At 63.0% G+C, this 11,917-nt stretch carries 11 protein-coding genes and 1 pseudogene; 3 read left to right on the forward strand and 9 right to left on the reverse strand.

What is annotated here, in order from left to right; all coding sequences use genetic code 11:
• Window positions 1-148 precede the first annotated feature (148 nt).
• The gene (locus tag A5784_RS34075; RefSeq protein WP_064949285.1) at window positions 149-1,072 is read right to left on the reverse strand and encodes a 3-oxoacyl-ACP synthase; all 924 of its coding nucleotides are present in this window, start codon (window positions 1,070-1,072) and stop codon (window positions 149-151) included.
• The gene (locus A5784_RS34080) at window positions 1,056-2,165 is read right to left on the reverse strand and encodes a 3-oxoacyl-ACP synthase III family protein (protein ID WP_064949286.1); all 1,110 of its coding nucleotides are present in this window, start codon (window positions 2,163-2,165) and stop codon (window positions 1,056-1,058) included. Before A5784_RS34080 ends, A5784_RS34075 begins: the two co-directional genes overlap by 17 nt.
• 190 nt (window positions 2,166-2,355) lie before the next feature.
• On the opposite strand from A5784_RS34080, the gene A5784_RS34085 reads away from it, so the two are divergent.
• Complete coding sequence (locus tag A5784_RS34085; protein WP_064949287.1) at window positions 2,356-2,784, forward strand: three-helix bundle dimerization domain-containing protein; 429 nt, start codon at window positions 2,356-2,358, stop codon at window positions 2,782-2,784.
• 75 nt (window positions 2,785-2,859) lie between these two features.
• On the opposite strand, the gene ligD is transcribed toward A5784_RS34085, so the two are convergent.
• The 4 genes from ligD to A5784_RS34105 all read right to left on the reverse strand — a co-directional run bounded on the left by ligD (window position 2,860) and on the right by A5784_RS34105 (window position 6,096).
• Window positions 2,860-3,894, reverse strand: coding sequence for a non-homologous end-joining DNA ligase (gene ligD, locus A5784_RS34090; protein ID WP_064949288.1), 1,035 nt, complete (start codon window positions 3,892-3,894; stop codon window positions 2,860-2,862).
• 2 nt (window positions 3,895-3,896) lie between these two features.
• Window positions 3,897-4,205: a hypothetical protein gene (locus A5784_RS34095; RefSeq protein WP_064949289.1), complete on the reverse strand. Its 309-nt coding sequence runs from the start codon at window positions 4,203-4,205 to the stop codon at window positions 3,897-3,899.
• Between the two features lie 56 nt (window positions 4,206-4,261).
• The gene (locus A5784_RS34100; RefSeq protein WP_064949339.1) at window positions 4,262-5,521 is read right to left on the reverse strand and encodes an NRAMP family divalent metal transporter; all 1,260 of its coding nucleotides are present in this window, start codon (window positions 5,519-5,521) and stop codon (window positions 4,262-4,264) included.
• 107 nt (window positions 5,522-5,628) lie between these two features.
• On the reverse strand, window positions 5,629-6,096 hold the full coding sequence (locus A5784_RS34105) for a hypothetical protein (protein WP_064949290.1): 468 nt from the start codon (window positions 6,094-6,096) through the stop codon (window positions 5,629-5,631).
• A 441-nt stretch (window positions 6,097-6,537) separates the two neighbouring features.
• On the opposite strand from A5784_RS34105, the gene A5784_RS34110 reads away from it, so the two are divergent.
• Window positions 6,538-6,957, forward strand: a complete 420-nt coding sequence (locus A5784_RS34110; protein WP_232006358.1) for a hypothetical protein — start codon at window positions 6,538-6,540, stop codon at window positions 6,955-6,957.
• Window positions 6,958-6,981: 24 nt separating this feature from the next.
• Here A5784_RS34110 and A5784_RS34115 read toward each other — a convergent pair whose 3' ends face one another.
• Both A5784_RS34115 and A5784_RS34120 read right to left on the reverse strand, forming a co-directional pair.
• A complete protein-coding gene (locus A5784_RS34115) occupies window positions 6,982-8,694 on the reverse strand; it encodes a sensor histidine kinase (RefSeq protein WP_156750933.1) in 1,713 nt (570 codons plus the stop codon).
• A 114-nt stretch (window positions 8,695-8,808) separates the two neighbouring features.
• On the reverse strand, window positions 8,809-9,096 hold the full coding sequence (locus tag A5784_RS34120) for a hypothetical protein (RefSeq protein WP_064949292.1): 288 nt from the start codon (window positions 9,094-9,096) through the stop codon (window positions 8,809-8,811).
• A 403-nt stretch (window positions 9,097-9,499) separates the two neighbouring features.
• On the opposite strand from A5784_RS34120, the gene A5784_RS34125 reads away from it, so the two are divergent.
• Entirely contained in the window at window positions 9,500-11,176 is a 1,677-nt protein-coding gene (locus tag A5784_RS34125; protein WP_064949341.1) for a GAF domain-containing sensor histidine kinase, read from the forward strand.
• 53 nt (window positions 11,177-11,229) lie between these two features.
• Here A5784_RS34125 and A5784_RS34130 read toward each other — a convergent pair.
• Window positions 11,230-11,862: pseudogene (locus A5784_RS34130) on the reverse strand (dienelactone hydrolase family protein); the annotation flags it as partial.
• Between the last annotated feature and the right edge of the window lie 55 nt (window positions 11,863-11,917).

The following is an 11,917-nucleotide window of genomic DNA, read 5'->3' on the forward strand; positions in this document are numbered from 1 at the left end:
CCGCGAACTGCTCGGGCGTCCTGATCATTGCTAGCGTCGGCGCGGTCGTGCTTACGCCTACGCCGAGTGAATCGGGCCCGTCCCTGTCGAATTCCACCGCTACCACGAGCACTACCACGCCTCCGAGCGCAACTCCGCGATCGCCGGGCTACATGGGTGGATACTGAAATACATCGGGTGCTGGACCGGTCTGCGCTACGAACGGCATTCGGTACAGCGCCGCCCCAGCCGTGACGCCTGCGCCCGCCGCCACCATGAGGACGTACTTGCCGGGCACGATGCGGCGGGTAGCGCATGTGAACGCGCCCGCAAGTGCTGCGGTGTGGGAGTTCTCGTCGTCGGCCGCGATGATGATGTCGTCGGGGACCATGAGGTGTTCAGCGAGCAGGCAACAGAACCGGCTACGGGTGGGCGCGACGACGATCGCAGCGATCTCGGTCATGTCGAGTGTGGCCGCCCCGACGCACTGAATCACGGCTTGCGCGGCGGCCGCGGCGAACCGTTCGTCCATCGTCGAGCCTTCTCCGATGCGGAGCACATTGCGACGATTGACGAGACTTACTCCAGCACTGAAGCTCTCGCCGTCGTCGGGGATTCGCGCCCAGTGCACAGCGTTGAGGCCTTCGTCGTCGGACCACCGGCACAGTAACGCAGATCCGCTGGGGGAGAAGGGGAAGTTCTCACTCATTCTGCGGCCTGGGTCGGCATCGCTTGCCACGATCAGCGCCCGATTGATCACCCGGGCACTCAGAAAGCCATCGACAATCTGGAGCGCGGTGAGAACTCCGCAGGACCCGTTGGCGACGTCGAACGAGAATGTCCCGTGCGCCTGGGGCCGCGGGTCCTCCGGATGTGCCCCGATGTCCTGTTGGATCATCGCGGCCAGAGCGGGTTCGCCGAGATTGCGGTCGCGGTAGATGCCCGCGTTGATCAGCAGATCGACCTCGGAGGCTTCGCGGCCTGCGCTGCTCAGACAATCTCTGGCTGCCTTCACCGCGAGTCTCAGTGCGCTGTGCCGATCGCGCCAATGGTGGCCGGTGGTGAGGGTCGTTGCCTCAATAACTGTGCCCATGGTGGTTCACCACTGTCTCGTCGAGGGTCAGGAGGACGATGCCGATTTCGAGTCCGGAAGCCAGCGCAATCAGAGCGATCGTTTCCCCCGCCTGGATGTGCCCGGCTTCGAGTTCTTCGATCAGAGCGACCGTGTGTGTGGTCGATGCGGTGTTGCCGTACCGGTCGACGGTGATCACGGCGTCGTGGCGCGGACGGTCGCCAAATGAGGCGGCGACCTTCGCCATCCCCTTTCGGATGGCTCGCGCGGAGGTCTGGTGGGTGATGACGTGGTCGATATCGTGGATCGAGATGCCCATCGAATCAAGCACTTCGTGCAGCAGCAGGGGAGTGTCGGACATCGCAGCTTGCTGAATGCCTCTGGCGTCGGTGAACATTCGGGCTCCGGACTCATGGCCCTTTGGGTAGGCCAGGCAGAGCCTGCTGTAACCGGCCACTGTGGTGAACCCTGCCAACATGATGCCGGCGGATGAGTCGGCATCTGCGCGTTCGAGGAGCAGCGCCGCGCCCGCGTCGCCGAGCGTCAGAGAGGCGAGCTCCTTGCTCATGATCGTTCGGACATGGCGGGAAGCGTTTTGACCCAGCTGCGAAATGTATTCGCCGCTGACCACGAGTGCCCGACGGATCATGCCGCGCCGGATCCAGTTGTTCGCGATCATGACCCCGGTGAGCATTCCCGCGCAGGCGTTGGAGACGTCGAACGTGATGGCGTTGTCGGCGCCGATCGCGTGGGCGACCATCCCGCTCATGGGCGGTTCCATCCGCTGGGAGAGGCCACCCCGGAATTTTGTGATGCTGCAGTTGATGACGGCATCCACCGCCGACCCGTCGCATCCGGCGGTTATGAGGCAGTCCCGTGCCGCCGCCGTCGCGAGAGTGAACGAGTCTTCGTCGCCGATGGAGACACGGCGTTCCCGGATACCCGTCAGGCGCTCAAGGTCGATGTGGGTCCGGTGCCTCGTCGCCGACATCAGAGCTTCGGTGGTCAGGCGCGTGCCGGGAAGGTGCCGACCCACCCCGGTCACCCGCGTGCGAAACCGGGCGGGCGACCCGTCGTCTGCGGGTTCCATCATCAGCCAGTCGTCGCGCGTCATTTACGAATCTTCGTTCCCGGCGCGGTACTTGAACTAGGGCGCTAAGTCGACAAATACATGGTCCGAAAGTCCCGCGGCGACGTACTTCGCCCGGTCGTCTCGCCATGAACGCCGGTCCGTGAGCAGCATTCATCATGATCGGCACGTCGAGTGCACTTCTGCGTAACGTGGGGTACGTACCTTCGTCTGCATGACCGAAGTGTCCGCCGACGGCGCCGAATCGACGTTCCGAGAGTTGGTCAACCGGGCGATCGTGCACGGTCACCGGCCACATCGCACCGCGATGGTGGGCCCCGCAACTTGGGCGTCGATCGACCTGTTGGCTCAAGAGCATCCAGACGCCACGCCGGAGCACATCGCCTGCGCCTACGACGCCTTCGACGTCGAACATCGCCACAATTCCGGTGTGCAGCCGTCAGGTGCTGAGCATGTCACTGCGACGGAAGAGTTTGCTGCCATCAAGGACCTTGTCGCCCAGCTCACGATCACCTATCCGGACGTCGATGCCGGTACTGTCGCCGACGTCGTCACGGGCATCTACGCCGACCTGGACGCGCACACGGTGCGCAAATTTCTGCCGCTGGTCGCCGAACAGGTCGCTCACCAGCGTTTGGCCTGACCACGCGTGAGCCGGCGAGCGACAAACGAGAACCGCCATCCACGTAAACTGTCTGCTGTCGATCGAATCCGCCCTTCAGGGCGATTCCCTCACCACCTCGGCCGGGCGCTTGTCATTACGTAGGCCGACGAAGCGAGGATGACGCAGCTTTCCCTCTCGCGTCCATTCCGAAAAGGCGACGTCGGCCAACAACTCTGGACGTGTCCAATGGGTATCGGCGCGGAGAGCCCGGTACCCGCTGAACGGCGACGTGTCCTGTTCGATGGCGGACAGACGCCGGTGCAGACTTCGCAGGGTGGCATCATCGAAGCCGGTGCCGACCTTACCCGCGTATATGAACTCGTCGCCCGCGTAGTAGCCGATCAGGAGCGCGCCCAATCCGACTCTGGTGCCTTTGGGAGCGGTGTAACCGCCGATGACGAACTCCTGCCCCAACACACACTTGAACTTGAGCCAATTGGACGAACGGTGACCCTGGTCGTATGTCGAATCGGCGAGCTTGGCGATCACGCCCTCGTCGCCGCGTTCACAGGCTTCCTGGTATGCCCGCTGGCCTTCGGTCCGGCGGTGGGGCAGGTAACGAACTGGATCCTTCCAGCTGATTGCGTTGTGCAGAAGACGTTTACGCCAGATCAGAGGCAAAGCGGTTGTCGCATATCCGTCGAGATGCAGAAGATCGAATACATAGTAAAAGATGGGCGTTCGTGACGCTTGTGTCTCGTCGACGTCGGTAACGCCCAATCGGGACTGAAGCCGCTGAAAGCTGGTGCGCTTTCCCTGGAAGGCGACGACCTCACCATCGAGGATGAAACGTGAGCTCCGCTGGGTGTTGAGTGCATGGACAAGTTCGGGGTAGGTGCCGTTCAGCGACTGACGATTTCGGGACAGCAGGCGAATGCGGTCCCCGTCACGGAAGGCGAGACACCGCTCGCCGTCGAGTTTGAGTTCGAATATCCATAGGGGGTCGGAGAACCGCTGGTCGGTCAAGGTTGCCAGCATCGGCGCCCGCCACGTGGGCACGGGCTCGCTCTGCAGCAACTTGCGCACCTCGCTCGGCAGCCGGTCGAGGCGACAGTCGATCCCATGGCCGCCGTCGTCAGCGGAGACCATGGTCAACCAATCTCTGTACTGAGCTCATCGTATTGCTGTTCCAATTCGCTACTCACCGCGACGAACAGGTCGTGCGCGTCGACAGCGAGGTCGCGAAGTCTGACGGTCAGCGTTTTCTGGTGGCTGTCGACGATGATGCGGCCGGCCGGCGCGAGCCGGTATTCATTACCCCACTCCGATGGGTGGGGCCGCAGATCCGTCAGTTCGCACCCGTCGTCGTCCCTGAGTCGGTCCGCCAGCGCGGAGACGGTCTGTTGTTCGAGGTCTTCCAGATCTACCGTCGCCGGCGCGGTTATCGTCAGCATCGTCATGGGATTCGCCTTTCTGGAGCGCTATGCATTCGATCAGCATCGCGGGTCAGTTCTCATCATCCGCCGGTCAGGATCGACCCGAGCAGCGCCAGCGCACACGCACCCATGATCCCCACGATCGCCCATCCCATGACATTGGTGAACCGACCGTTCACGTGCTTGCCCATGATCGAGCTGTCGTTGCCGACCAACATGATCATCGCCATCAACGGCGGAGCGAGGATACCGTTGACGGCAGCAGCGTAGTACAGCAACCGAAATGGTTGAATCCCAACGAAATTCAATCCTACGCCGAGGACGGTCGCCACGGCGATCACGACGTAGAACGCCCGGGCCTGGCGGAATGTGTAGCCGAGGCCCGCTTTCCAGCCCATGGCCTCGGACAACGCGTAGGACGCCGAACCGGTCAGGGTGGGCACGGCGAGAAAGCCGACCCCGATGATCCCGACCGCAAAGAGGATAAAGGCGAAGTCACCGGCGAGGGGCCGCAGTGCTGCAGCCGCTTGGTCCGGTGTATCGACAGTGAACACACCTGCCTGATGCAGGGTGGACGCGCACGTCAGGATGATGAAGAACTGCACGACGTTGGAGAAACCCATACCGACCGCGGTGTCGGTCCGCATGGTGCGGATGTCGCCGCTGCGGAGTGTGGGAACACCCTTACCGTAGAACGTCATTCGACCACGGGCGAAGTCTTCTTCAGCTTCCTGGTCGGCTTGCCAGAAGAAGCAGTAGGGCGTGATCGTCGTCCCCAGCACGGCGACGATGTTGAGCACGTAATCCCGCGACCATTCGACATGAGGAATCAGTGCGCTCACAATGACTGTCGGCCATGGATGATGGATGACAAAGGCTGCCACAACATAGGCCAGCAGGCTCAGGCACGCGTACTTCAAGAATCGGGCATATGCGGGATAGGGCACGAAGATCTGTAGCGCGAGCGAGATCCCTACGATGATCGCCAGCCACCCCACGAACGGGATGTGAAAGAGCATTTGTCCGGTGGCGGCCATCGCGCCGAGATCGGCCCCCACATTGACGATGTTTGCGCTCATGAGCAGCGCTACCGCGACGAAAAGCACCTTCCGCGAATAGTGTTCGCGCAGGATTGCCGCCAGCCCACGGCCCGTCACCATGCCGATCCGGCCGCAAATCTCCTGGATTGCTGCCATGAACGGGTACGTCCAGGCGGCCACCCACAGTTGGGAGTAACCGAATTGTGCCCCGGTCTGGCTATAGGTTTGGATGCCCGATGGGTCGTCGTCGGAGGATCCGGTGACAAACCCTGGACCCAGGACTCGCCATGCTGAGCCCATCCGGGACCGCAAAGACTCGTGCAACGAGGGGATCTCGCGCGGATCCGATGATTCGTCCGCATGGCTCGGTTCTGGCGCGGTGTTCTCTCCCCGCGGCCCGTAGAGGTTCACGCGGCGCGCGGGAGATCGGGTGTGGTATCGAGGGATTGGTGTGAACTTGGATGGCTGCGGGTGGGAGTCCAGCCGACGTACGTCAGATACAGTCCGACGATCGCGATCACGGACGAGCTTGCCTGCCACCACAGGGTGGCGCTGACAGCGGTTTGACCCACGGAGAGGTACGCCTGTGGGAAAGCCAAGAGCGCCAACCCTTTGAAGGTGGTGAGCCAGCCCAGCACCGAAACGATGATGGCGGCCGGACCGCGCCAGTAGGAATGCAGAGCGATGACGATCAGACCCATCGGCAGTACGAAGGCGCCGGTGACCCAGGGCCATACGGGGTCTGCGGCGAATGCTTCGACCATCGAACGCAGCCGTGGGCCGCGGCCGATCACGGTCACTGCAGCGACGAGAAGGTACGGGCCCAGCACGCGAGCGAACAGGCGCGTCCTTGGCTGCAGCGGTGTGGTGCTCATGGCGACCTCCGTTGGGCGAGTGCGCCATCGCGGTGATGACGCGACATCAGCGGGAGTCCACCTCCCGCAAGGCTATCTGACCCCGCAACGACACCCCACCGGTAGGGACCGAAGTCCCTGATCGGTTGGCAAGCGTCAGCGACTGTCGGCGTGTCACCGAGGGCCAACGGCTGACGGAGGCTCGGTGCCGCTACGCCTCTCGCCGGATTTGGAGATCGTTGTGTGATGGTTGCACGGCATACCGAAATCTGGTCGAAAGCCCCAGCGTCCAAAGACCTTGGTCTCTGGGCAACGAGGGATACCGGTGCTGATATAGACCGTGGGGTCTTACGATCCCGCGGCATCTTGACGTCAGGCCGGCCGCAATACGGTTTGGCCCCGAACTGGAGGTAGATGATGAGCACAGTGGCTCAATCGGCAGCGACCCGTGCATTCGCCCGAGTGCTCGGTCCGTTCTTCACCATCGCGTCGGCAACCGTGGTTGCGCGCTCGCCCAACATGCGCGTGCTCTTGACGGAGTTTGGCGCGAGCGCCGTATGGCCCTGGGTAACAGGCGCGTTCGTGTTGATCGCGGGTATCATCGTCGTCGCGCTGCATCCGTACTGGCGAGGGCTCACTGCAGTTATCGTGTCCCTGCTGGGATGGATCATGGTGATACGGGGGATCCTGCTCATGGCATTTCCCGACTTCTTCATGTCCATCGCCAACCGGACTGTCGGTGCGGAAAACCTATGGCGCGTAGTGTTCGTCGTCTTCGTTGCGATGGGCGTCTATCTGACCTACGCAGGCTGGATCGCCCGCCCGAAGCCCACGATTTCACCGGCTGTCAGCTCAACGCCTGATCTTCCGCGAGCAGCCTGACGCCCTGGGCCGAAGGGCGGTCGATTACGGGAGCGGGGCCGACCACCGTAGCCGGGTGCCGCCGCCGGGCGCAGCCTCCACGATGAACGATCCGCCAGCCTCCTCGGCACGGCGACGCAGATTGACCAACCCGCTGCCTGTGATGTTGTCACCGATTCCGCAACCGTTGTCCACCACTTCGATGCTCAACTCGTCGGCTACCCCGACGTAGACCGAGAGGGTACTGGCCTGAGCGTGCCGTACAGCATTGCTCACCGCTTCCCGGACAACGGCTTCGGCATGATCGGCCAAGGCCGTATCAACAACGGACAATGGACCCGAATACTGGATGGTGGTTCGGATTCCCGAACCCGCGAACCCTCCGATGGCTTCATCCAGCCGCTGACGCAGCCGGGTGATTCCCGAGCCGACACCGTGCAGGTCGAAGATGGCGGTCCGAATCTCCTGGATCACATCCTGGAGATCGTCGACGCACTCGGTGAGTCGTTGGCGTACGTCGAGAGCACGCGCGCGCGGGATCGTGCCCTGTAGCGCCATCCCGACCGCGAACAACCGTTGAATCACGTGGTCATGCAGATCCCGTGCGATCCGGTCCCGGTCGGTCAGAACGTCCAGTTCCCGCATTTGCCGCTGAGTCGTCGCGAGTTGCCAGGCGAGCGCAGCCTGATCGGCAAAGGCACCCATCATGTCGAGTTGCTCTGCGCTGAACGGCTCGGCACCCACCTGACGCAATGCCACCAGCACCCCGGCGGTCGTCTCGGGCGCGTGCAACGGCAGCACCAGTGCCGGACCGGTCGCTGGCTCGTCTTCGGGCAAGATGCGAATGCTGTCGAAGCGCCCCGCTTGTCGTCGGACGAAGGCGTCGCCGATCACCGATCCAGCGACCGGAATGACCGATGCGACGGATGCTGGACTAGCCCCCGAAGTGGCCGCCACAACAAGATCTTCCGCTTCATCGGGCGGCGCATCGGGATCGTCGGGGACGGCAACCAGGGTCAGTTCGGCACCACTGAGATTTCTGGCTTCGTCAGCCACGAGCCGGAAGACTGTCGCTGGATCAATGCCGGACAAAAGCTCGGTCCCGATGTCGCGTGTTGCTTCGATCCACGATTGCCGGGCCTTGGACTGCTCGTAGAGGCGCGCGTTGTCGATGGCGATGCCGGCAGCGGCGGCCAACGCTTGGACGAGTACCTCGTCGTCCTCACTGAATGGTTGGCCACCGGCCTTCTCGGTCAGATAGAGGTTGCCGAACACCTCGTCGCGGATACGGACCGGTACCCCCAAGAAAGTCCGCATCGGCGGGTGGTTCGGTGGGAAGCCCACGGATGCAACGTGATCGGCGATGTTGTCCAACCGGATTGGTTTGGGTTCGTCGATGAGCACCCCGAGCACGCCACGTCCCTCCGGCAGGTGCCCGATCCGCTCGCGCATTGCTTCGTCGATGCCCTCGTAGATGAACTCGACCAGTTCATGATCCCGACCGCGCACACCCAGAGCACCGTAGCGAGCGTCGACCAATTCGATCGCGGTGTGCACGATGGTGCGCAGAGTCGCGTCGAGCTCTAGACCCGACGTGACCACCAGCATGGCGTCGAGCAGGCCGTCGAGGCGGTCACGGCCTTCGACGATCTGCTCGACGCGGTCCTGTACCTCCACGAGCAGTTCCCGCAACCGCAGCTGGGACAGCGTGTTCCTGAGCGGATGCACGGCGCTATCGGCGCCCGACTCATCGGCCACCACACGATGGTCCCACTCAGTGATCGTGAACGCGAGCAAAAACTAGTCTTGATCGTTTCCAGTTGAACGACACAGTCGGCCGGAGTCCGACTGTTCTTACCGGACCCGGTGGGTTTACTTTCCGTCCTGGCCGGGGCGCGCCAGGGCCCGGTCAGCGGTCTGGATCAGATTGCGGTGAAACTGGTACTGCGCGGCCGCCAGGGTGCTCGCCAGATCGATTGCCGCGTCGACGATCTTGGCTCGCAGCGGATGGACGGCTTCGGGGATTGCTTCATCCAGCGCGTGGTTGAACTTGCGCAGGGCATCCGTCGCTGCGTGCTGGCCGACGCGGGCCGATTCGCGAAGTTCTTCGAACAGTTCGGTCCGCTGCGGCGACGACGTGGATTCGGTTGTCTGGGACATGTCTGCTCTCTCCTTGTGGGTTTGTGAATGCGTGCGGTTTGACGGTATCGAGAGTGAATCTGCCCCGACACCGGCGAAAGTCCCGACCTGGCGCGGCCGATAGTCCCTGCGCAGGAGGATTGGGGCGGTCGATTCGGTCAAGACTCATCGCCTAAGTGGTCAACCGCGACCTGAATGCCGAATCTCGGTGTGAGCCCATCGGTTTCCACTGCAGCGCTGTCGGGGGCAGGATCGACACCGATGTCGTGGCCTTTGGGGGGTCCGCCGGCCCGGACGGTCGTTTCTTGATCAACAACAATCTTCGGTTGCGTCAATTGGTGGTTAGGAACCTCTGGTCAAACCAGTGAGTCGATGCGATCATGATCTTGTGACCGGCCCTCGCAGGTCGGGCGTCGAGACCGGCATGCGTCCCCTGCGTGACACACTTTCGCAGTTGCGCCTCCGCGAATTGCTCATGGAGGTACAGGACCGAGTCGAGCAAATCGTGCTGGGGCGTGATCGACTCGACGGACTCCTGGAGGCGATGCTGACGGTCACATCGGGCCTGGACCTCGATACGACCTTGCGCACCATCGTCCACACCGCCATCGAGCTCGTCGACGCGCGCTATGGAGCCCTGGGTGTTCGTGGTTACGACCACGAGCTGACCGAGTTCATCTATGAAGGAATCGGCGACGACCTACGCGAACGGATCGGATCTCTGCCCGAGGGGCGTGGAGTGTTGGGGGCATTGATCGATGATCCGAAACCGATTCGGCTGGCGAACATTTCCCAACATCCCGCCTCTGTCGGGTTTCCGGCCCATCACCCCCCGATGCGTACCTTTCTTGGTGTGCCGATTCGTATCCGAGACGAGGTCTTCGGGAACCTCTATCTGACCGAGAAGGCTGGCCGGCAGCCCTTCAGCGACGATGACGAGGTACTCGTTCGGGCACTGGCCGCGGCAGCGGGTATCGCCATCGACAATGCGCGGCTGTATGCGCAATCCAAGCTCCGACAGGTATGGATCGCGGCAACCCGGGACATCGGCACCGAGATGCTCTCGGGGGCCGATCCCGACCGCGTGTTCCAATTGGTTGCCGACGAATCCCGCACACTCAGCAGTGCGACCGCAACGCTCGTCGCTGTCCCAGCAGATCCTGACGTACCGGCGATCGACACTACCGAACTCATTGTGGTGGCTACAGCAGGTAGACACCCGATCACTGCGGGAAAGACGGTGCCGACCGCGGGGACCGCGATAGGTGAGGCCTTCAGCACGGGCTTGGCCGCAAACGTGGACTGCTTCGACAGCGGGTTCGACGTGGCCTCGGGGCCCGCATTGATCCTGCCGTTACACACCACGGACGTGATCGTCGGCGTACTGGTTGTTCTGCGATCCGAGGGCGAGCGGTCCTTCAACGCCAACGAACTCGACATGATGACGGGTTTCGTCAGCCAGGCCGCGCTCGCCTGGCAGTTGGCCACAGCCCAACACCACATGCGTGAGCTGAACATCCTGACCGACCACGATCGCATTGCCCGAGACCTCCACGACCATGTCATCCAACGCCTGTTCGCCATCGGACTGGCGCTGCAGGGAACTATCCCCAGGGCGCGCATGGCCGAAGTGCAGCGACGCATTATCGACAGCGTCGACGAGCTGCACGATGTCATCCAGGAGATCCGCACGGCCATATTCGATCTCCACGGGCCATCCTTGGCGGGTGTGACGCGCCTGCGCCAACGTCTCGACGCTGCGGTCGCACAGTTTGCTGACTCAGGATTGCAGACCGAGGTGCGGACACAGGGGCCGTTATCGGCAGTCAGCGCCGAGCTCGCCGATCATGCCGAGGCAGTCGTCCGAGCAGCGGTGCGCGATGCTGCCCGGCACGCAACAACCCTCGCCATTGCGGTCACGGTTGATGACGACTTGACCATTGAGGTCACCGACAACGGACACGACGTTCCTGACGACGTGACCACCAGCGTCGTGGAGGATTTGAACCAGCGCGCCAAGGACATGGGGGGTGAGTGCAGCGTCGTCGATACCACGGGTCAAGGCGCGACCTTGCGATGGTCGGCGCCGCTGCAACCGTAGCGAAGTTGTCAGCGCCGAGATGACTGGCCGCGGGCAACGTCGACCACAGGCGCTCACAAGTATTCGGCGAACCACTCGCAAGCCAGCTTGGCGACCTGTTCCAGAGTGCCCGGCTCCTCGAAGACGTGGCCGGCGCCAGGAACGATCGCAAGTTCACATCGACCTGGAATCAGCGCTTGCGCACGCTGATTCAGCTCGATGACGCCATGGTCGCGCCCTCCGACGATCAGAAGTGTCGGCGCGAGGACTCTTGTCAGCGCGCGCCCGGCGAGATCAGCACGGCCACCGCGCGACACGATTGCGTTGACCCGCACCTGCGGGTCGGCTGCGGCTGTCAGCGCTGCGCCGGCCCCGGTGCTGGCGCCGAAATAGCCGATCGGAAGAGCCGCGGTGTCGGGTTGGTCGGCAAGCCATCTGGTGACACCGACCAGGCGCGAGGCCAGCAGCCCGATGTCGAAGACGTTGGCGCGGTTGCGTTCTTCGTCGACCGTGAGCAGGTCGAACAGGAGCGTGCCGAAACCGGCAGCGTTGAGGACCTGTGCGACATAACGATTGCGCGGACTGTGCCGGCTGCTCCCGCTGCCGTGAGCGAAGACCACAACACCCCTGGGATTCTCGGGGATCGTGAGGTGCCCGGCTACCGAAGCCTGCCCTGCGAGCACTTGTACTTCCTCGTCGCGCAGGTAACGCTGTCCTGACTGGTGCGCAGTATCAAGGTATTCCATAGTTGAATGTTCGGCA

Origin of the sequence: Mycobacterium sp. 852013-50091_SCH5140682, assembly GCF_001665685.1 — a bacterium.
GTDB lineage: Bacteria > Actinomycetota > Actinomycetes > Mycobacteriales > Mycobacteriaceae > Mycobacterium.